The organism is Plasticicumulans lactativorans (assembly GCF_004341245.1).
Classification (GTDB): domain Bacteria; phylum Pseudomonadota; class Gammaproteobacteria; order Competibacterales; family Competibacteraceae; genus Plasticicumulans_A; species Plasticicumulans_A lactativorans.
This window is the reverse complement of record NZ_SLWY01000005.1, coordinates 151495-171900: the sequence shown is the minus strand read 5'-3', so window position 1 is coordinate 171900 and position 20406 is coordinate 151495. Positions and strand designations below refer to the sequence as shown.

General features: G+C 66.9%; 19 protein-coding genes, 1 tRNA gene and 2 pseudogenes. 12 read left to right on the top strand and 10 right to left on the bottom strand.

The genetic code is table 11. The features are described 5' to 3' along the window. Window positions 1-50 precede the first annotated feature (50 nt). Both EV699_RS05475 and EV699_RS05470 read left to right on the top strand, forming a co-directional pair. A tRNA-Ala gene (locus tag EV699_RS05475) sits at window positions 51-126 on the top strand. A 618-nt stretch (window positions 127-744) separates the two neighbouring features. Beyond that, a complete protein-coding gene (locus tag EV699_RS05470; protein WP_132539769.1) occupies window positions 745-1368 on the top strand; it encodes an exopolysaccharide biosynthesis protein in 624 nt (207 codons plus the stop codon). 54 nt (window positions 1369-1422) lie between these two features. Here the strand turns inward: EV699_RS05470 and EV699_RS05465 are convergent, their stop codons facing one another. Together EV699_RS05465 and acsA are read right to left on the bottom strand one after the other, a co-directional pair. Then, window positions 1423-1674, bottom strand: a complete 252-nt coding sequence (locus EV699_RS05465) for an acyl carrier protein (protein ID WP_132539767.1) — start codon at window positions 1672-1674, stop codon at window positions 1423-1425. Window positions 1675-1840: 166 nt separating this feature from the next. Next, entirely contained in the window at window positions 1841-3592 is a 1752-nt protein-coding gene (gene acsA / locus EV699_RS05460; RefSeq protein ID WP_132539765.1) for an acetate--CoA ligase, read from the bottom strand. A gap of 170 nt (window positions 3593-3762) precedes the next feature. On the opposite strand from acsA, the gene EV699_RS05455 reads away from it, so the two are divergent. From EV699_RS05455 to EV699_RS05425, 7 genes are all read left to right on the top strand, one after another. After that, on the top strand, window positions 3763-6408 hold the full coding sequence (locus EV699_RS05455) for a bifunctional acetate--CoA ligase family protein/GNAT family N-acetyltransferase (protein WP_132539763.1): 2646 nt from the start codon (window positions 3763-3765) through the stop codon (window positions 6406-6408). A 173-nt stretch (window positions 6409-6581) separates the two neighbouring features. After that, window positions 6582-7940 carry an MATE family efflux transporter gene (locus EV699_RS05450; protein ID WP_132539761.1) on the top strand — a complete coding sequence of 453 codons (1359 nt, stop codon included), beginning with the start codon at window positions 6582-6584 and terminating at the stop codon, window positions 7938-7940. A gap of 86 nt (window positions 7941-8026) precedes the next feature. Then, window positions 8027-9346 carry a DUF3422 family protein gene (locus EV699_RS05445; protein WP_132539759.1) on the top strand — a complete coding sequence of 440 codons (1320 nt, stop codon included), beginning with the start codon at window positions 8027-8029 and terminating at the stop codon, window positions 9344-9346. Between the two features lie 220 nt (window positions 9347-9566). Continuing rightward, window positions 9567-9854, top strand: a complete 288-nt coding sequence (locus tag EV699_RS05440) for a type II toxin-antitoxin system TacA family antitoxin (protein ID WP_132539757.1) — start codon at window positions 9567-9569, stop codon at window positions 9852-9854. Further along, the gene (locus EV699_RS05435; protein ID WP_132539755.1) at window positions 9851-10354 is read left to right on the top strand and encodes a GNAT family N-acetyltransferase; all 504 of its coding nucleotides are present in this window, start codon (window positions 9851-9853) and stop codon (window positions 10352-10354) included. The genes EV699_RS05440 and EV699_RS05435 overlap by 4 nt, the downstream gene beginning before the upstream one ends. Window positions 10355-10623: 269 nt before the next feature. After that, window positions 10624-11247: a sulfotransferase family protein gene (locus EV699_RS05430; protein ID WP_132539753.1), complete on the top strand. Its 624-nt coding sequence runs from the start codon at window positions 10624-10626 to the stop codon at window positions 11245-11247. 269 nt (window positions 11248-11516) lie between these two features. After that, on the top strand, window positions 11517-12497 hold the full coding sequence (locus tag EV699_RS05425; protein WP_132539751.1) for a DUF3644 domain-containing protein: 981 nt from the start codon (window positions 11517-11519) through the stop codon (window positions 12495-12497). An 89-nt stretch (window positions 12498-12586) separates the two neighbouring features. On the opposite strand, the pseudogene EV699_RS05420 reads toward EV699_RS05425, so the two are convergent. From EV699_RS05420 to EV699_RS05385, 8 genes and pseudogenes are all read right to left on the bottom strand, one after another. Next, window positions 12587-12964: pseudogene (locus EV699_RS05420) on the bottom strand (alpha/beta fold hydrolase); the annotation flags it as partial. 93 nt (window positions 12965-13057) lie between these two features. Beyond that, window positions 13058-13255 (bottom strand): 4-oxalocrotonate tautomerase, encoded by a 198-nt coding sequence (locus tag EV699_RS05415; RefSeq protein WP_132539749.1) that lies wholly within the window; start codon window positions 13253-13255, stop codon window positions 13058-13060. Window positions 13256-13283: 28 nt separating this feature from the next. Continuing rightward, the gene (locus EV699_RS05410) at window positions 13284-14000 is read right to left on the bottom strand and encodes a class II aldolase/adducin family protein (RefSeq protein ID WP_132539747.1); all 717 of its coding nucleotides are present in this window, start codon (window positions 13998-14000) and stop codon (window positions 13284-13286) included. A 97-nt stretch (window positions 14001-14097) separates the two neighbouring features. After that, window positions 14098-14333 (bottom strand): annotated as a pseudogene (locus EV699_RS20190) (solute carrier family 23 protein); the annotation flags it as partial. 218 nt (window positions 14334-14551) lie between these two features. Further along, window positions 14552-15406 carry an alpha/beta fold hydrolase gene (locus EV699_RS05400; protein ID WP_132539745.1) on the bottom strand — a complete coding sequence of 285 codons (855 nt, stop codon included), beginning with the start codon at window positions 15404-15406 and terminating at the stop codon, window positions 14552-14554. 73 nt (window positions 15407-15479) lie between these two features. Next, window positions 15480-15950 (bottom strand): nuclear transport factor 2 family protein, encoded by a 471-nt coding sequence (locus tag EV699_RS05395; protein WP_207922992.1) that lies wholly within the window; start codon window positions 15948-15950, stop codon window positions 15480-15482. Beyond that, window positions 15950-16579 carry a pyridoxamine 5'-phosphate oxidase family protein gene (locus tag EV699_RS05390; RefSeq protein ID WP_132539741.1) on the bottom strand — a complete coding sequence of 210 codons (630 nt, stop codon included), beginning with the start codon at window positions 16577-16579 and terminating at the stop codon, window positions 15950-15952. The genes EV699_RS05395 and EV699_RS05390 overlap by 1 nt, the downstream gene beginning before the upstream one ends. 63 nt (window positions 16580-16642) lie before the next feature. Beyond that, the gene (locus tag EV699_RS05385) at window positions 16643-17188 is read right to left on the bottom strand and encodes a carboxymuconolactone decarboxylase family protein (protein ID WP_132539739.1); all 546 of its coding nucleotides are present in this window, start codon (window positions 17186-17188) and stop codon (window positions 16643-16645) included. Between the two features lie 116 nt (window positions 17189-17304). Here EV699_RS05385 and EV699_RS05380 point away from each other — a divergent pair, with 116 nt between their 5' ends. The 3 genes from EV699_RS05380 to EV699_RS05370 all read left to right on the top strand — a co-directional run bounded on the left by EV699_RS05380 (window position 17305) and on the right by EV699_RS05370 (window position 20181). Further along, window positions 17305-18240, top strand: coding sequence for a LysR family transcriptional regulator (locus tag EV699_RS05380; protein ID WP_132539737.1), 936 nt, complete (start codon window positions 17305-17307; stop codon window positions 18238-18240). A 244-nt stretch (window positions 18241-18484) separates the two neighbouring features. Further along, window positions 18485-19306 carry an SEC-C metal-binding domain-containing protein gene (locus EV699_RS05375; protein WP_132539735.1) on the top strand — a complete coding sequence of 274 codons (822 nt, stop codon included), beginning with the start codon at window positions 18485-18487 and terminating at the stop codon, window positions 19304-19306. Between the two features lie 233 nt (window positions 19307-19539). Beyond that, on the top strand, window positions 19540-20181 hold the full coding sequence (locus EV699_RS05370; RefSeq protein WP_132539733.1) for an HAD family hydrolase: 642 nt from the start codon (window positions 19540-19542) through the stop codon (window positions 20179-20181). The last annotated feature ends 225 nt before the right edge of the window (window positions 20182-20406 follow it).

Genomic DNA, 20406 nt, shown 5'->3' with positions numbered 1-20406 from the left:
CGGGGCTGGCGCCCCCGGACGGGATTCGTATAATGCGGCGCCTGTACCGTGGGGCGGTAGCTCAGCTGGGAGAGCGTCGCGTTCGCAATGCGAAGGTCGGGAGTTCGATCCTCCTCCGCTCCACCAAACTCAAGGGCCTGCACTTGCTGCAGGCCTTTTTCATTGCGCGGAAGGCCGCTCCCGGCCGGACTGCACGGCAGCGGCCACCTCCCCGGCCTGCACTGCCCGGGGCGCAACCAGGCGCTCCGGTCGGATGGCCGCAGACCGGCTCATAGGCCGCCTGCGCCGAGGCCACAGGCGGCACCGCGGCCCTGCATCCAGCGACGTGCCCAGCCCGTCACCGGAATCCATGGCCTGATCCGCGGCGCGAAGCAGCACTTCTTGAGCAGGCCGCAAAGTCGACGAGGGGCAACACCTCAAGCCCTACAAAACGACGTGAAACGCATCCCGAAGCCGGCGTACACGGCCGAGTTCAAGGGGCAGGCCGTCAAGCGGGCCGACGAGGCCGGCGGCATCCTCAGCGACGGCCGGCGGGTCACCGGCAGACCCTGCTGATCAACGGCGGGCACCCTCGGCAGGTCCCGTGGGCGGTCCCGCGGTCCCGCGGTCCCGGCGGGGGCGTCGTGCCGACGGCGGGGCAGGCGTGGCGGGGCGGCGCCGCGCGCGGGCTTCCGGGGCGGCGACGGCCGTGGCAGGGTATGTGCCGGCGCGCCCCCCGAGCGCCCCCCAGCACGAGCCCCCACGATGAGCACCGTCTCCCTTCCCCCCGGCCAGGCCCGCACCTCCGAGTTGCTCGAGGACTTCGCCAGCCGGCTCGACGGCGAACGCGTGCGCCTCGGCGACCTGGTCTCACTGCTCGGCAACCGCTCCTTCGGCATCCTGCTGCTGCTGTTCGCGATGCCCAACCTGGTGCCGCTGCCGCCCGGCTCGTCGACGGTGTTCGGCATCCCGCTGATGCTGGTCAGCCTGCAGATGATGCTCGGCTGGCCGACGCCGTGGATGCCGCGCTGGGCGCTCGAACGCTCGATCGCCCGCAACGTGTTCGTCGGCATGCTCGACAAGGTGCTGCCGCGCATCCGCTGGCTCGAACGCTGGCTGCGCCCGCGCGCGGTGCACTGGACCGGACTGCGCGCCGAACGCGTGCTGGGCGGCTACTGCGCGCTGCAGGCCTTCGTGCTCGCGCTGCCGCTGCCGCTGGCCAACCTGCCGCCGGCGCTGACCATCGTGCTGGTGGCGCTCGGCCTGATGGAACGCGACGGCCTGCTGGTGATGGCCGGCTGCGTGGCGGGGCTGCTCAGCCTGGCGATCGCCTCGGCGGTGTCGTTCACCGCCGCCAAGGTCGCCCTGACGGTCCTCGGGCTGGGCTGAAGGCCGGGGGCCTTCCGCGCGTCGGGCGACGGCGGACGGCCCCTGGGGTGGACCTCAGGCAGCGCTGGCGCGCGCCATCAGGTACTCCTCACAGCCCTTCAGCGTCGACAGCCTGGGGTAGTCGAAGTCGAAGATCGTGACCTTCAGTTCCTTTTCGAGCCCCATCATCAGGCGCAGGAAATCGATCGAGTCGATCTCGAACTGGTCGTGGAAGCTGACGTTGGGGTCGAGCCTGGAGGTCTGCGCATCCGGTGCGATCTCGGACAGCAGGCGTATCACCGTGTCGTGAATCATTTCAGTGGTCATGGCGAGGCTCCGGAAGTTGAGATTTGGCAGGCCATCGCCCCGAGGCAGGGGGGCTTTGGCCCGATTATATCGCTCCCGGCCGTTTTTGCTGCGACGCACCATGAAAAATTGTTGCTAAGCAACATTCAATGATCTGCGTTCCTGATCAGTCATTTGCGACAGGGCTTCACGATCGCGCTGAGTCGCTGTCGGTTTCGAGCGTCGACAGGTCGCCCTCGGGCAGGCCCAGTTCGCGGGCCTTGAGCAGGCGGCGCAGGATCTTGCCGCTGCGCGTGCGCGGCAGTTCCGGCAGGAAGTCGAGCTCGCGCGGCGCCACCGCCGGCCCCAGGCGCGCGCGCGCCAGTCCGATCAATGCCTTGCGCAGCGCGTCGTCGGCCACGTGGCCGGGCTTGAGGGCGACGAAGGCCTTGATGACCTCGCCGGCGTAGGGGTCGGGCTTGCCGATCACGCCGGCCTCGGCCACCGCGGCGTGCTCCATCAGCACGTTCTCGACCTCGAACGGGCCGATCAGGTGGCCGGCGGTCTTGATCACGTCGTCGTTGCGGCCGACGAACCAGAAGTAGCCGTCGGCATCGCGCACGGCGAGGTCGCCGGCGAGGTACCAGCCCTCGGCGAAGCACGCCGCGTAGCGCTCGGCCTCGTCGAGGTAGCCGCGGAACATCGACGGCCAGCCGGCGCGGATCGCGATCTCGCCCTCCTCGCCGTCGGCGAGGAAGTCGAGGCCACCGTCGCGGCGGCGGCGCACGATCGCCACCTCCACACCCGGCAGCGGCCGCCCCATCGAGCCCAGGCGCACCGCCTGCGCGCCGTAGTTGGCGACCATGATCGCGCCGGTCTCGGTCTGCCACCAGGTGTCGTGGAAGGGCCGGCCGAGGTGGCGCTCGGCCCACACCACGGCCTCGGGGTTGAGCGGCTCGCCGACGCTCGCGAGCAGGCGCAGCGCCGGAAAGCCGCGCCCGGCGAGCGGTTCGGCGCCGTACTTCATCAGCATGCGGATCGCCGTCGGCGCGGTGTACCAGACGTTCACGCGCTCGCGTTCGAGGATGTCGTACCAGCGCCCGGCGTCGAACTCCGCCTCGTCGACGACCAGCGTCGCGCCGAGCACCAGCGGCGCCACCAGCCCGTAGGACATGCCGGTGACCCAGCCCGGGTCGGCGGTGCACCAGTAGACGTCGCCGGGGCGCAGGTCGAGCACCGCGTGGCCGCTCCAGGCGTGCGCGAGCACCGCGCCGTGCACGTGCAGCGCGCCCTTGGGGGCGCCGGTGGTGCCGCTGGTGTAGTGCAGCAGCGCGGCGTCCTCGGCGCCGGTGGACACGGGCCGCAGCGGCTCGCGCGCGGCGTCGAGGAAAGCCTGCCAGCCCAGCGTGTCCGGCGCCTCGCCGGCGGCGAGCACCACCTGCGTGAGCGCCGGCAGGCGCGCGCGGTTCGCCTGCACCTTGCGCGCGTACAGCGTGGCGGTGGTGACGAGCACGCGGGCCTCGCTGCGGCTCAGGCGCGTGTACACCGGCTCGGGGCCGAAGGCCGAGAACAGCGGGCAGAACACCGCCCCCGCCTTGAGCGTGCCGAGCGCGGCGACGTACAGCTCGGGGATGCGCCCGGCGAGCACCGCGACGCGCTCGCCGGGCGCGATCCCGGCCGCCTGCAGCGCCGCGGCGAAGCGGTCGGAGGCGGCGGCCAGCTCGCCGTAGCTCAGCTCGCGCACGGTGCCGTCCTTGCCGAGCCAGCGCAGCGCCGCCACCGCGCCGCGCCCGGCGCGCACGTGGCGGTCGGTGGCCACGCAGCCGATGTTGATGCCGCCGGGCCGGCCGTCGAGCAGCCGGCACGCCTGCTGCCAGTCGAAGTCGCGGCGGGCCGCCGCGTAGTCGGCGAGGTTCCAGCCCCCTGCGGGGACGGGCTTGTCGATGATCGGATAGTCCATAGCGCCACTCCCCCGCCTCGCCACGAGGCGTTTCCGGGGACCGATGTTAACGGTCCCGCCCGCCGCCGCCAGCCGCTGTTGCCCGTCGTCAGCGGCCGCGCGCCGCACTCGCCTACACTCTGCCGATCGCGCCCGCGCGCCCCCCTTCGCCATCCTCCGGAGCCCGCTCCATGACCATCCGCAACCTCGACCACCTGTTCAAGCCGCGCTCCATCGCCGTGCTCGGCCGCGGCAAGGGTGACGACGGCGCCGACGCGCGCCTGGTGCACAACCTGATGCGCCAGGGCTACAGCGGCCCGATCATGCCGGTGACGCCCGACCGCACCGCCCTGCGCGGCATCCTCTGCTACCCCGACATCGCCAGCCTGCCGCTCGCGCCCGACCTCGCGGTGATCACCACGGCGATGGCCGCCGCCCCCGAGCAGATCCGCCAGCTCGGCGAACGCGGCACCCGTGCCGTGCTGCTGCTCAACGACGAGATGCTGAAGGCGGCCGAGGACGGCGGCGCGAGCCTGCGCCAGGCCCTGCTCGACGCCGCCAGGCCGTGGCTGGTGCGCATCGCCGGGCCCGACGCCTTCGGCCTCGCCGCGCCGCGCGCCGGGGTCAACGTGAGCCTCTGCCACACGCCGATCCAGAGCGGCGGGCTGGCGCTGGTCGGCCAGTCGTGCGCGGTGATGCGCGCGGTGCTCGACTGGGCCAGCGGCCACAACATCGGCTTCTCCCACGTGCTGTCGGTAGGGGCGAAGATCGACGTCGACTTCGGCGACATGCTCGACTACCTCGCCCGCGACGGCTACGTGAAGGCGATCCTGCTGTACCTGGAAAGCATCCACGATGCGCGCAAGTTCATGTCGGCGGCGCGTGCCGCGTCGCGCGTGAAACCGGTGATCGTGCTGCGCCCGAGCAACTACGGCTCGCACCCCGCCGAGGACGCCGTCTACGACGCCGCCTTCCGCCGCGCCGGCATCCTGCGGGTGCACAGCATCGAGGAGCTGTTCAACTCGGTGGAAGCACTCGGCACCGCCAAGCCGATCTACAACAACCGCCTCGGCATCGTCGGCAACAGCCGCAGCATCGGCCTGCTCGCCACCGAGAAGCTCGAACGCTCCGGCGGCGCGATCGCCCGCTTCAGCGACGACACCTGCGCCGCGCTGGCCAGGATCGCCCCGCCCGGCGCGCGCATCGACAACCCCCTCGACCTCGGCGACCTCTCGGCGCCGGAGCGCTACGTCGCCACCCTCGACACCCTGCTCGAAGCCCCGGGGGTCGATGCCATCCTGGTGCTGCACGCGCCCTACGCGCCCGCGCACGACCTCGCCATCGCCCGCGCCGTCGCCGAGCGCGCCGCCAAGAGCCGGCGCCTGGTGATCACCAGCTGGCTCGGCGCCGACAGCGCGGTGGCCGCGCGCGGGGTGTTCAAGGAGCGCCAGGTGGCGACCTACGACAACCCGGGCGATGCGGTCACCGCCTTCACCCGCATCGCCCGCCACCGCCGCGCGCTCGACCTGCTGATGGAAACGCCGTCGTCGATCCCCGAGGCCTTCTCGCCCGACACCGAGGGCGCGCGGACGATCCTCCGCCAGGCGCTCGCCGCGGGCCGCCGCCAGCTCGACGTGTTCGAGGCCGCGCAGGTGCTGCAGGCCTACGGCATCCCGGTGGTGGCCACGCACGCCGCCGCCACGCCCGCCGAGGCCGCGGCGATCGCCGCCGGCCTCGGCGGCTTCGTCGCGCTGAAGGTGCTGTCGCACGACATCGCCAGCAAGTCGGAGGTCGGCGGCGTGGCCTTCTGGCTCGATACGCCCGCGGCGGTGCAGGCCGCCGCCACGGCGATGCTCGAACGGGTGCGCGCGGCCGAGCCCGACGCGGCCGTGCACGGCTTCGCGATCCAGCCGATGGTGCCGCGCCAGGGCGCCTACGAGCTGATGATCGGCATGCTCACCGGCCGCACCTTCGGCCCGCTGCTGCGCTTCGGCCACGGCGGCACCGAGGCGGTGTCGATCAACGACATCGCCTACGCGCTGCCGCCGCTCAACATGGCGCTGGCACAGGAGCTGATGGGGCGCACGCGCATCCACGACGTGCTCAGGAGCGGGCGCATGCGCGGCGCCGACCTCGACGCCGTGGCGCTGACGCTGATCAAGCTGTCGCAGATGGCGATCGACCTCGGCGAGCTGCACGAGGTCGACATCAATCCGCTGCGGGTCAGCGGCGAGGGCGTGCTCACCCTCGACGCGAGCATCCGCGTGGCGCCGTTCACCGGCACGCGCCCGCGCGACCGGCTGGCGATCCGCCCCTACCCGGCGGAGCTCGAAGCCGAGCTGACGCTGCCCGACGGCCGCCAGCTGCGCATCCGCCCGATCGTGCCCGAGGACGAGCCGCCGCTGCAGGCACTGGTCAAGCGCACCCCGCCCGAGGAGCTGCGGCTGCGCTTCTTCCAGCCGATCCGCGAGCTGTCGCACGCGATGGCGGCGCGCCTGACGCAGATCGACTACCACCGCGAGATGGCGCTGGTCGTCACCGTGCCCGGACTGCCCGGCAAGGCCGACATCTACGGCGTGGTGCGCATCACCGCCGAGCCCGACCTGGACCGCGCCGAGTACGCGATCCTGGTCGACCACGGCATGACCGGCATCGGCCTCGGCCCGATGCTGATGCGCCGCATCATCGAGTACGCCCGCTCGCGCGGCATCCGCGAGCTGTACGGCGAGGTGCTGTGGGAGAACGAGGCGATGCTCAAGCTCTGCCGCGCGCTCGGCTTCACGGTCAAGGCCACCTCCGACGACCCCGGCGTGATGCACGTTTCGCTCACGCTGTAACCCCCCGCCGCGGCACGGCGGCAAGCCTGCTTGCCGCCACCGGCGGGCACGGGTGGAGGCCGCCGGCCCGCCGCGCTAGGCTGCCGGGCCGCGCACCGCACCCCGCGGCGCGCCCGCAGCCGTCCGCCCCGCCCCTGCCGGGCCGTGGGCCCGACGGCACCGAGCCAGCCGTCATGCCCGTCCTCCACCCCCTGCCCCCGGCGCTGCGCGAAGCCGCCGCCCTGCTCCGCCTCGGTCTCCCGGTGATCGCCGCCCAGCTCGCGCAGATGGCGATGGGCGTGGCCGACACCATCATGGTCGGCCGCGTCGGCGCCACCGAGCTCGCCGCGGTCGCGGTCGGCACCAGCCTGTGGAACCCGCTGTACCTGTTCACGCTCGGCCTGCTGATGGCGACCAGCGCGAGCGTCGCGCACCTGTTCGGCGCGCAGCGCCACGCCGAGATCGGCCGCCTGGTGCACCAGGCGCTGTGGCTCGCCGCCGCGCTGGCGCTGCCGGTGTGGGCGCTGCTGCGCGACATGGGCGCACCGATGCACTGGCTCGGCGTCGACCCGGCCATCGTGCCGGTGGCACAGGACTACCTCGACGCCCTCGCCTGGGGCGTGCCGGCCGCCTTCCTGTACGTCGTGCTGCGCTTCGCCAACGAAGGCGTGGGCGCGACCGCGCCGGCGATGCTGATCGGCTTCATCGGCCTCGCCAGCAACGTGTTCGGCAACTGGCTGCTGATCTACGGCCACTGGGGCCTGCCGGCGCTCGGCGCGCGCGGCTGCGGCTACGCCACCGCGGCGAGCCTGTGGCTGATGCTCGTGCTGCTCGTCCGGCTCAGCGCGCAGCAGCCGCGGCTCGCCGCCACCGGCCTGTTCGCGCGCCTCGAACGCCCGCGGCTCGACGGCCTCGGCCCGCTGCTGCGGCTGGGGCTGCCGATCGGCATCGGCATCTTCGCCGAGACCAGCATCTTCGCCGCGATCGCGCTGGTGCTCGGCGTGCTCGGCGCGGTGGTGGTCGCCGGCCACCAGATCGCGCTCAACGTCGCCTCGTTCGCCTTCATGGTGCCGCTCAGCCTGTCGATCGCCGCGTCGGTGCGCGTGGGCCACGCGCTCGGCGCCGGCGACGCGCGCGCCGCCCGCCGCGCCGGCGACGTCGCCATCGCGCTGTGCGGGGTCTGCATGGGTCTGTCGGCGCTGACGATCTACAACGCCGCCCCGATGATCGTCGCGCTCTATACGTCCGATGCCGCGGTGGCCGCGCTCGCCGTGCAACTGCTCGGCTACGCCGCGCTGTTCCAGCTCTCCGACGGCCTGCAGGTGGGCGCCGCCGGGGCGCTGCGTGGCGCCAAGGACACCCGCGTGCCCACCGCGATCATGCTGTTCGCCTACTGGGGCGTGGCGTTCCCGCTCGGCTACGGCCTCGCCTTCGCCGGCGGGCTCGGCCCGCGCGGCCTGTGGACCGGACTCATCGCGGGCTTGACGCTGGCGGCGCTGCTGCTGAACTTGCGCTGGCAGCACCTGATCCGGCGCCCGCGCAGCACCCCCTGAGGGGCCCGCGCGCAGCACGCGGGGTTTCCAGCCACGCCGGCACTCGCCTAGCATCGGTGCCAGCTTTCCACGATATGAGAAATCCCATGATCGAGCTTTCATCGCCGCGCGGCGTCGTCCCCGGTCCCCGCCAGCACCCGCTGCGGCTCGGGCTCGATCGCGAGATCCACGCCCGCCCCTACCAGGAGCTGCGCGCGCCGCTGCGCGCCACCCAGCTCGCGCTGTACACCGGCCCCGGCGGCGCGGCGGCCGACCGCGAGCACGTCGCCCGCCTGTGCGAGGACTTCGGCGCCCGCCCGCCGGCGATCGACGCCGTGCACTACAGCGTCGACTTCGGCCTGTTCCGGCTGAAGTGGGAGCGCTACAGCGAGTTCTCGGCGTACACCTTCACCGTCCCCGGGCGCTTCGTGCACGGCTTCGAGCGCCCGGCGATCGAGCGCGTGCCGCTCGCCTGGCTCGCCGAGCTGCCCGGCGAGCTGATCGCCGCCACGCACGTCTCGGTGGAGCACGCCGACGCCCCCGCCGAGCACCCGGACGACCTGCGCGTGCAGTTCGGCACCAGCAACCTCGCCGCCGCGCGCGTGATGTCCGACGCCGCCACCGTGTGGAGCGACTTCCGCGTGCACCCCGACGGCTACGGCCGCATCCTGATCCTCGACAGCCACACCACGCCGCGCCAGCTCGGCCGGCTGATCCAGCGCCTGTTCGACATCGAGTGCTACCGCATGCTGGCGATGCTGAGCTTCCCGCTCGCGCGCACCACCAGCCCCGAGGTCTCGCGCATGGAACTGCGCATCGCCCAGCTCACCGAGCGCATCGCCGCCGGCCCCACGGGGCTGGAGAACGAACAGGCTATCCTCGCCGACCTCGGCCAGCTCGCCGCCGAGAGCGAGCGCACCGTGGCGGGGACGAGCTACCGCTTCGCCGCCAGCCGCGCCTACGCCAAGCTGGTGCAGCGGCGCATCACCGAACTGCGTGAGGAGCGCCTGGAAGGCGTGCAGATGATCGGCGAGTTCATGGAGCGGCGCTTCAGCCCGGCGATGAACACCATCGAGGCGCTCGAAACCCGGCTGACTTCGCTGTCGGAACGCGTGCACCGCGCCGCCACGCTGCTGCGCACCCGCATCGACGTCGCCCTGGAAGCGCAGAACCGCGACCTGCTCGCCTCAATGGACCGCCGCGCGCACCTGCAGTTGCGCCTGCAGGAGACCGTCGAAGGGCTATCGGTGGTGGTGCTCAGCTACTACAGCGTCGGCCTCGCCGGCTACGCCTTCAAGGCACTCGCCAAGCTCGGCCTGCCCCTCAACCCCGACCTCGCCACCGGCCTCACCATCCCGCTCGCGGTGATCGGCGTCTGGCTCGGCGTCGGCCGCATGCGCGCCCGGCTGACGGCGGGGGAGCATTAGGCGGTTCGTGCGGGCGACGCTTTGCCGGAGGGCCCCGAAACGGTCACTGCCTCGCTTCCGGTCTGGCCTGCGAGTAGGGGCAGAGGCGATCTCAAAAAGCCAATCACTTTTGCGCGCCGGCCCATGGACGACCACGGCGGCCACTTGGCGCCCCAACTGGACGACGTACGTCGCTTGTGCTAACACCACGTCAGTCAATCCAACAAACCAAGGTGTCGCCATGGCCACCTCATCATCTGCTGCCCGATCTGCCCGGCTTGGCTTGCGTGCCACGCCCGAGCAGGAAGCCGTGCTGCGCCGTGCGGCCGAGGTGGCACACAAGTCCCTGACCGATTTCATCCTCGACAGCGCCTGCCTGGCCGCTGAGCAGACGCTGCTGGATCAGCGTCTGTTCATGGTCTCCGGCAGCCAGTACCAGGCCCTGATGGATCTGCTGGAGCGGCCCGAGCAGTCCAATGAAGGCTTGCGCGATCTGTTTTCCCGCAAAGCACCCTGGGATGCCGAGTGAGTTTGCGCGGACCGGAGCCCCTGGGTGCGCAGCATCGGCTGGAAGGATTCGACTGCGGTAAGCCAGTCTTGAACGACTGGCTGCTACGCCACGCCCGGCAAGCCCAAGGGAGCGGCTCAGCCAAAACCTTCGTGGTGGCGGATGATGATCGGATAGCGGGCTATTTCAGCCTCACCGTCGGCCAGGTCGATACCGTGGATGCGCCCGAGCGCGTTCGCAAAGGCATGGGTCAGTACCCTATACCGGTGGTGATCCTGGCCCGGTTGGCTGTTGCCACGCAGGATCAGGGGCGCGGCCTTGGCTTTGGCTTTGGCATGCTGCAGGATGCGATTCGCCGCACGCTGCTGATTGCGGAGCAGGCCGGCATTCGAGCAATGCTGACCCACCCCATCGACGATGAAGCCGCACGCTTCTACACCCACTTCGGTTTCATTGCCTCGCCATTGCGCGAGCAGCAGTTTCTCCTGCTGTTGAAGGATGCGAGGAGCTACGCCCGATGAGCCAAGCACGGCAGCACGGGTGGGCTGGGCTGCATAAAATGAAGCCCAACTGTGCCGCCGAAGAGCGGTGAATGTCGGGCTCCGCCTGCGAAGCCGCAGTCTGCGGGTTGGTACGCTCGGGCTCCGGGCTGCCGAAGCGGGTGCAGGGATCAACTGTCAGTCCGTGCATCCCACGTCTATTCTTCCGTTAGCCACCTTGCGCGTGGATGAACCAGAAACCACGCCATCCACACAGCCGCCCATACCTCTTCTCGCAAAGGAGATTCGCCATGACCCTCAGCGTCATCGGTACCGGGGTAGGCCGTACCGGCACCTACTCTCTGAAGCTCGCGATCAATCAACTCGGCCTCGGTCCATGTCACCACATGGAAGAAGTGCTGAGGAACATGCCCGTGCAGGTCCCGCTGTGGTCCGCCGCGCTGGGTGGTCGACCGGACTGGGAAGCGATTTACGCCGGTTATGGCAGCGCGGTCGATTGGCCAACGGCTGGCTTCTTCCGCGAACTGCTCAAGGCATATCCGACGGCAAAATTCATTCTGACCCATCGCAGCCCGGAAAACTGGGCCGACAGCTTTGGCGAAACGATCTACACGTTGCTGGCGAGCCGGGATCAGGCGCCGCCTGACATGAAAGACTGGCTGGACATGGCCACCGGCGTCATCGCCAAAACGGGCTTTCCAGAGGGCCTCGATCGCGACGCGCTGATCAAGGCGTTCAACGCCCACAATGATGCGGTGAAGGACACGATCCCGGCCAGGCAACTGCTCGTATACCAGGTAAAGGACGGCTGGGCACCGCTGTGTGAATTCCTCGGCAAACCGATTTCTTCAGAACCGTTCCCACGCACCAACGACCGCGCAGAATTCTGGGAGCGCGTCGCGGGGAAGATTTGACGATCAAAGAATCGAGGGCGTTCGATCCTGGCTGATGCGGCATGGTAGGTTGGGCCTTATAAAATGAAGCCTAACGTTTATCGTGCCCACGCAAGGAAAGTGTAAGCTGGTGCACCATCAAAGCAGTGGGTCGCAAATTGCTCCTTTTCGACCTTGCGCTGGCATACAGCGCGAATGATTGACGCCTTATTTGAGGCTACAACTAAAATGCCGTGATTTACCTTAGCAATCGGATAAAAAGTCGTCTAATTTTTACTAGGAATTAAAAAATGCCTCTAAGCATCGACATCGCAAACAAGTCTGTCCAAGCATCTATCGCTGCCATTGAGATATATAACAAGCCAAACTTTTCGTACCGAGAAGAGGCGTTTACGCTCTTGATGTCAAACGCTTGGGAGTTACTACTGAAAGCCAAATGGATTGCCGATCACGGGGAATCCATCGAGGCGCTACATGAGTTTGTTGATGACGGCAATGGCAACAAAACACCAAAAACAAATCGCTGTGGGAACCCGCTATCTCATAGCGCAACATATCTAGCTAAAAAACTGTTAGAAGACCCTAATTCTGGACTGGAGAAAGCTTGCCATGACAATATGCTGGCACTAATCGAGATTCGTGACAGTGCCGCCCACTTCATTATGAAAGACATGTATATTGGTCGGCGTGTGCTGGAGATTGGCACAGCTTCGCTACGCAACTACCTTCTTTTAGCAGCTGAATGGTTTCAGCTTGACCTATCTGAGTACAACTTCTTTCTAATGCCAATTTCTTTTTATCACGGCTTCGAAACTGTTGAGCCCGCCTCTCGAGTCCATTATCCAGAGCAGATACGAAACCTACTCGCATATCTCGACACTCTTGAAAATGCCGAGTCTGAAGAGGACTCTAATCAGCACGTTGCGCTCAGACTGGAAACTAAGCTTGTTCGTGGTAAGGACGCATGCTCAGTCATGTTCCGCTGGACGGATGACCCATCTGCACCAGCGCTAACAGTGAGGGAAGAGGACATCCTGAAGAACTATCCGTTGACGTATCGTGAACTAGTAAATGCAATGAGACGTCGGTATGAAAACTTTTTAGAAAACCGCACATTTCATAAACAACGACATGAACTCGAGAAAGAAACAAAGCATGTAATCGTCAGGCTACTACACCCGAACAATCCAAAAAGCGCGAAACAGCGATTCTATAATCCGAACATTTTTCAGGAATTCGATAAACGTTATGTCCGACGCAAGAAGGCCTAACTATGTATTCCAGCCGGCAGCTTTCCGCTCCGCTCCAAGCGTCGGCTGATCTTCATCGTTGGTTAACCGCACCGCCCCCCGCCTCTCCTCTAGCACCCCATGAATTCGACAATCGCCCTCGCCACCTCCCCGGCGTGTGTTTCCAGTGCGAAGTGGCCGGTGTCGAGGAAGCGGACGTCGGCGTTCGGCAGGTCGCGCTGGTAGGCTTCGGCGCCGGGCGGCAGGAAGAAGGGGTCGTGCTTGCCCCAGATCGCCAGCAGCTTCGGTTGGTGCTCGCGGAAATACGCCTGGAAGGCGGGGTACAGCGCGACGTTGCTCGCGTAGTCCAGCAGCAGGTCGAGCTGGATCTCGTCGGCTCCGGGCCGTTGCAGGTAGCAGGCGTCGAGCGCGCTGCCGTCGGGCGAGACCTGCGTCGTATCGGCGACGCCGTGCTCGTACTGCCAGCGGATCGACGCCGGCGTCAGCAGCGCCCAGATGCGCCGGGCACTCTTGGCTGCCAACGCCACGGCCGCAACATTGTGGTCGCGCCGTTTCGCCAGCTACACCACCCAGTCGCCGGCTCAGGCCTGCGGCGGCACCTGGCTCCAGGGCTGGCCACCGGTGGCCCAGTCGTGGCGCTTGACGTCGTAGAACAGGACATCCACGCCGCCCGGGCTGCCGCCGAGCACGCGCACGCAGGCGTCGGTCAGTTCCTTGGCCAGCGCGGCCTTCTGTTCGGGCGTGCGGCCCTCGAAGAGTTCGACACGGAGGGTGGGCATGGACGGGTCTCCAGGATCATCGGGGAAATCAATCGTCCAACGAGCGTAGCAGGGCCGGCCATTCATCCGTGCCTTCGGGCACGCTGCCGTCGCCGATCCACTGCCGTTGCGTGCGTTCGGCCACCTCGTCGCTGACGCAGTGCACGCGCCCGGTGGCCATCGCAGTGATCTGGATCTGCGCGGCGCGCTCCAGCAGGTGCATCAGCACGAAGGCTTCGGCGACCGTGCGGCCGACGGTGAGCGTGCCGTGGTTCTCGAGGATCAGGCCGTCGAGCGACCCGAGTGCCGCCACAAGGCGCGCGCGTTCGGCGGCGTCGAACGCCAGGCCCTCGTAGGCATGGCGGCCCAGGCGCCGCCACAGGCGCAGCGCGGGCTGCGAGCACGGCAGCAGGCCCTCCGGCAAGGCTGCAAGCGTCTGCCCCCAGCGCGTGTGCAGGTGCATCACGCACACCGCGTCGGGCCGCGCCGCGTGCACCGCGCCGTGGATCGCGAAGCCGCTCGGGTTGACCGGCGCACCCGAGCCGTCGACGACGCGGCCCTGCACGTCCACCTTCACCAGGTTGTCGGGCCGCACCTCGGCGAAGCGCAGGCCGAAGCGGTTGATGAAGTAGGCGCCCGGCTCGCCGGGCACCGACGCCGAGATGTGCGTCCAGACGATGTCGTCCCAGCCGCGGCGCGCGGCCAGACGGTAGGCGGCAGCGAGGTCGCGCCGCACGGTGGCTTCGTCGCCCGGGGGACTATTCAATGCGCCTCCGCGGTCCTGGCCGCCTCGATGGCGCCGCTGGTGTCGCCGCGTGCGCCGTTGAAGAACAGGTTCAGCAGCGCCGCGGCCACCGCGGTGAGCAGGATGCCGGACTCGAGCAGCGGATGACGCTGATCAAGCCCACGTTCCGCGAGAAGCTGGTGTACGGGAAGGTGTTGAACAGCCCCCCCGACCAGCGTGCCCAGGCCGTCGGTGCGCAGGCTCGCGGCGAGGTCCTCGCTGCTCGATCTTCCTGCCGGTGATGTCCGACAACGCGAGGAACATCCCGGTGGACTCGATCATCACGACGATCATCACCAAGTCGAACGTGGGAAGGACGAGGAAGGATAGGAAATTCAACCGCCCTCCCTCAAGTGAGGCGCGCCCTGTTGGCCTAGCCAGGGAAAGGTGCGCCCACCGCCCCCAAAGGAGGGCCTGCGGGCAGGAAAGTCTCGGACATCGGGGCGTGACGGGCTGCCTGAGTGCCGCATGGTGAAAATTTCGGCTTCGGTCGAGCCAGGCGCTTCGTTTGGCGGGACTTGTTCAGAGGTTCCCTAGCGCCCCATGAATTCGATGATCGCCCCCGCCACCTCCCCCGCGTGCGTTTCCAGCGCGAAGTGACCGGTGTCGAGGAAGCGGACGTCGGCGTTCGGCAGGTCGCGCTGGTAGGCTTCGGCGCCGGGCGGCAGGAAGAAGGGGTCGTTCCTGCCCCAGATCGCCAGCAGTTTCGGTTGGTGCTCACGAAAATACGCCTGGAAGGCGGGGTACAGCGCGACGTTGCTCGCGTAGTCCAGCAGCAGGTCGAGCTGGATGTCGTCGGCTCCGGGCCGCTGCAGGTAGCAGGCGTCGAGCGCGCTGCCGTCGGGCGAGACCTGCGCCGTATCGGCGACGCCGTGCTCGTACTGCCAGCGGATCGACGCCGGCGTCAGCAGCGCGCGCAGGGCCTGGCGGTTGGCGTCCGTCGGCTCGCGCCAGTAGCGCTGGATCGGGTTCCAGCCGTCGCTCAGGCCCTCCTCGTAGGCATTGCCGTTCTGCGAAACGATCGCGGTCACGCGCCCGGGGTTCGCCATCGCGATGCGCAGCCCGGTGGGGGCGCCGTAGTCGAAGACGTAGAGCGCGAAACGGTCGAGGCCGATCACCTCGGTGAAGCGCCCGATCACCTGCGCGAGGCGGTCGAAGGTGTAGCTGAAGCGGTCCCGCGGCGGGAGCGCCGAGCGGCCGAAGCCCGGCAGGTCGGGGGCGACCAGGTGGCAGTGCCCGGCGAGCAGCGGGATCAGCTCCCGGAACATGTGGCTGGAGGTCGGGAAGCCGTGCAGCAGCAGCAGCGTCGGCTTCGAGGCGTCGCCGGCCTCGCGGTAGAAGACCTCGAAGCCGTCGACATCGGCGGTGCGGTAGGTGACGGGGTTCATCGGCGTGCTCTCCCTCGTTTGCCCGGCGCCCGCGGCGGCCGGAATGGCGATCTCAAAAGGCGGTCCGGCAGGCTCAGAAGCCCAGGTCGCCGAGGCCGGGGTGGTCATCGGGGCGCCGGCCGAGGGGCCAGTGGAAACGCCGGTCGGCCTCGCGGATGGGGGCATCGTTGATGCTGGCGAGGCGGCGGCGCATCAGCCCGTTCCCGTCGAACTCCCAGTTCTCGTTGCCGTAGGAACGGAACCAGTTGCCGCTGTCGTCGTGCCACTCGTAGGCGAAGCGCACCGCCAGGCGGTTCTCGCGAAACGCCCACAACTCCTTGATGAGCCGGTAATCCAGCTCGCGCGCCCACTTGCGCGTGAGGAAGGCGATGATCTCCGCGCGGCCCTGCGCGAATTCGGCACGGTTTCGCCAATGGCTGTCGACCGTGTAGGCGAGCGCCACCCGCTCGGGGTTTCGGCTGTTCCAGCCGTCCTCGGCGAGCCGGACCTTCTCGACCGCGGTTTCCAGCGTGAACGGGGGCAACGGGGGGCGTTGGGTATCCATCATGCGTCTCCATGCGCGGCCAGCCGGGCGCGCAGTTCGGTGTTTTCAGCTTCCAGTCGGGCCAGGCGCTCGCGCAGCGGGTGCAGCGCTTCGTTGATCTCCTGCTCGGTGAAGCGTGGGGTGATGTGCTGGGGGCAGTTCCAGTCGAAGGCTTCGAGGTGCAGCCGGACGATGCGCTCGGGCTTCGCCCGGTAGCCGGGAACCACGACGCGCGCCGTCAGTTCGGGATCGGCGTCGAGCGCGACCGTCTCGGCGTGAGCGTAGATCTTCAGCCGCGCGCGCCGCGCGTAATCCATCAGGAACAGGCACACCCGGTCATCCGCCGAGACATTGCCAACGCTGAGGTACTGGCGATTGCCGCGGTAATCGGCGAACGCCAGCGTCCGCGCGTCCACCATCTTCAGGAAGCCGCGCGGACCGCCGCGATGCTGCACGTAGGGCCAGCCGGTCTCCGAAACCGTCGCCAGGTAGAAGCTGTCGCGCCCGGCGATGAACGCCGCCTCGTCTTCGGTGAAGCGGTCGAAGGCGCGACGCCCTTTCAGGCCATTCCACAAATCTTCGCTGCCCATGGCCGCCTGCGCGGCGCGGACGCTGGGGGTCACGGCGATGTCGAGGAAGCCATGGGACATGACGGTTCTCCTGCGCTGCGAAAACGAGGGCCGCGGCCGGGGTGCTCCGCGGCCCGTCCGGACTCAGGCGGCCTCGCTGGCGCGCACCACGGGGAAGTCGATCTCGGTCTTCGCCACCTCGTTGAGGAAGTTCGTGAAGCTGTTCACGGCGACGAGCGCGACGATCTCCACGATCTGCGCGTCGGTGAAGCCGGCCAGCCGCACCGCGGCGAGGTCGGCATCACTCACATGACCGCGCTCGCGCGCCACGCGGGCGGCGAACTGCACCGCCGCGTTGGCCTTGGCGTCGCCCGAGGCGCCCCGGCGGTTCAGCGCGATCTCCTCGGCGCCGAGCTGCGCCAGGTTGAGGCCGAGGTACGTGTGCGCCGACAGGCAGTAGTCGCAGCCGTTCACCTGGGCGACGGCCAGCGCGATGCGCTCGCGCGTCTTCACGTCCAGCGTCTTCGCCAGCGCGCCCTGGAAGCCGGTGAAGGCGGCGAGGGCCGCCGGGCTGTTGGCGATCAGGCGGAACAGGTTCGGCACGACGCCGAGCTGCTGGCGGACGGCGTCCAGCGTCGGCTTCGAGGCTTCGGGGGCGGCGTCAACGGAGGGGATGGCAAGGCGGGACATGGGAATCTCCTTCATGCGAACCGGGATCGGCTCGGCTGAAAGGAGGATGCGCCTTTTCAAGAACAGCCATAATCCAGCAAGATTGGAAATGATCTTGCCAATAAATGGAAAGGCTCATGGACCGTTTCGAAGCCATGACGATGCTGGTGGAGGTGGTGGAACGCGGCAGCCTGTCCGCCGCCGGGCGCGCGCTGCGGGTCCCGGTGGCGACCCTGAGCCGCAAGCTCTCCGAACTGGAAGCCCTGCTCGGCACCCGGCTGCTGATCCGCACCACCCGCAAGCTCAGCCTGACCGACGCCGGCGCGGCCTACGTGGAGGCGGCGCGGCGCATCCTCGAACAGGTCGAGAACGCCGAGCGCGAGGCGGCGGGCGAATTCACCGCCCCCAAGGGCGAACTCATCATCAGCGCGCCGCTGATGTTCGGGCGGCTGCACGTGCTGCCCGTGATCGCCGACTTCCTGGCGCGCTTCCCCGACATCAACGTCCGCCTCCTGCTGTCGGACCACCTCGTCCACCTCGTCGACGATCACGTCGACATGGCGGTGCGCATCGGCACGCTGCCGGACAGCACGCTGGTCGCCACCCGCGTCGGCGCCATGCGCACCGTGGTGTGCGCGAGTCCCGCGCTGCTGGCCGAGCACGGCGTGCCGCAGGCACCGGAAGACCTCCGGCGCCTGCCCTGCGTCACGGTCGAAACCCCGATGCCGTCGCTGGGCTGGCGCTTCCAGCCCGGGGGCTCGACCACGCCCCTCGACATCCCGATCGTGCCGCGCCTGTCGGTGACGACGACCGACGCCGCGGCGCAGGCGGCCATCCGCGGCGTCGGGGTCACGCGCCTGCTCTACTACCAGGTCGCCGACGCGGTCGGGGCAGGCGCGCTCCGGATCATCCTCGACGCCTACGAACCCACCCCCGCGCCGATCCACCTCATCCACGCCGCCCGCGGCCGGATGCCCCTCAAGATGCGCCGCTTCCTCGACTTCGCGGCACCACGCCTGAGGGAGACGCTGGAGCGGTTGAGTGCCGGCGCGCCGGCCGGGGCGGCCGGTTAGCGGCGGTGGGTGTGGTATCGGTGGGGTGTTGGTGTTGGAATTTGCGGGCGAAGCCAAGTTTACGTGTTAAAAAATAATGCCGCGATCCTTCCGTCTAACATTCGAACTGATTTTCCGCTGCACCCTTGCCATGTAGCCGATCGGCGGTTACTTTCCGGAAAGCTCTCAGTGGATGTCAGCGTGATTAGACGACCGATAGATTACTCTATTTTTAGTTAGGCTAATAAATATAAAGGAAAAGCAGATGTCGACAGACAACCAAAGAAATAAACCATGTCCATGCGGCAGTGGGAAAAAGCATAAAAAATGCTGTTTAAACAAAAAACCAAGAATGTCATCTATCACGATGGACATGGGGGAACCCATGACTGTAAATGGCGTAAAAATTTCACCAACAGGCTCTATTGAGTTATTAAAGGACGGAATTCCCCTAGTGCCAATCAATGCATATCACGATGTCAGCTTTGATAGAACAAAGGGGCCAAAAACATTAAACAAAACACCGCTTGACCCTAACAAGCTAATCCTCAACCCAAACCATGCGCTAGAGAAATTTGATAGGGTTTTTGCAATTGACACGAACACCAAAACAATCAACGATGAAAGCATTTCTGTTTCTTGTGTAGTTCTTTGCAAACTAAGTCGTGATAGAAAAAATTCATTGATCGCGGAATTTTTACCAGTCCACTGCTTAGAGTTTAGAAACACACAAGGCATAACTGAGAACACTGCCTGGAGGAAAGCAATTCAACTCATAACAGCAAATCCATCCTACAACGCAAACATGAAATTTGGGATTATTGTTGATTCTGATCTGGGGAACATATCCTCCTACAACAACAGATCCAAACCGTTTTATCCCGGACTCTATTTACCCAAAAACATTGAATTGATCTATGCAAGCGCAGATACCGGGAAAGAGTATCTGGCCAACAAACTTATCTCATTATGCGACAAGGAAGCGACAAAGTTACTGGAAGATATCATGTCGAATAAAATTTCAAATGAAAACTTACACGAAGTCAACGATGAACCATATACACATTTCAGACTTTGGAATGCCTAACCATAAACTTGAAATCAACGCGTTTCGTGGCTCAACTTAATTCGGGTGCTGAAACTGTAAAAAAACCCCGCGCTTCTGATTGTGACGGGTAAATCATTCCCCCAAATGTTCATGATGGGAGACGATTGCCCAGCAAAGGCATCAGGCGGTATCCAAGCGGAGGGTTTTTCCGCTCATTCTTCATATCGTTGGATTTTCCTACAACCTCGTCAGGATTCGCGACCGGAGGCCCATTGCCCGCCATCATCTTCGACCTCGACAACTGCCTGAGTGCCGCCGACGCGGTGGGCAGGGAGCTTTATCAGCCCGCCTTCGAGGCGATCCGTGCCGCGAACGATGGCAGCTTGTCCGCCGAAGCGCTCGATCGCGCTTTCGTGGATGCCTGGACTCATCCCTTCGATTGGGTCGCCCGGCGGCATGGCTTCACGCCGGCGATGTTCGAGGCCGGGTGGAACGCGTTTGCCGGGCTCGAAGTCACGCGGCCGATGCGGGGATACGCCGATCTTCCCGGCCTCGCGGCGATCCCTGCCGAGCGCTTCCTCGTGACCTCGGGTTTCCGGCGCTTCCAGCAGAGCAAGATTCGCGCGCTCGGCATTTCGGCGCTCTTCACGGCGATCCGCATCGATGCGATCGACGAGCCGGATCGCAAAGGGAAACGCGGTCTCTTCCTGGAACTCATCGACACATACCGCCTCCCCCGGAAAGAGGTGCTCGTCGTCGGTGACAACCCCGAGTCCGAGATCGAGGCCGGCAACAGCCTGGGGCTGCGCACGGTGCAGATCCTGCGGCCCGGCGTCAGCCGGGGCAGCAACGCGAGCCATTACATCGATGGCCTCGCCGAACTGCTGCCGCTCCTCGCGCCACGCGGGAGCTGAGCGGGCGCTCCGCAAGGCCGAGCGGTCACGGCTGGGCACTCGCCCCCTCCCCCAGCCCGGCGGCGAAGCGGTGCGGCCCGTCGATGCACTTATTAAGTGCATCGATGCACCTTTTTTGCTCATCGATGCAGCTCCGAACTGCTCGCGCCAGGCTCCGAGCTGCAACGGTCAAGCTCGACGCTGCAACGATGCACTTATCCGGTTCATCTATGCACCTATTTGGTA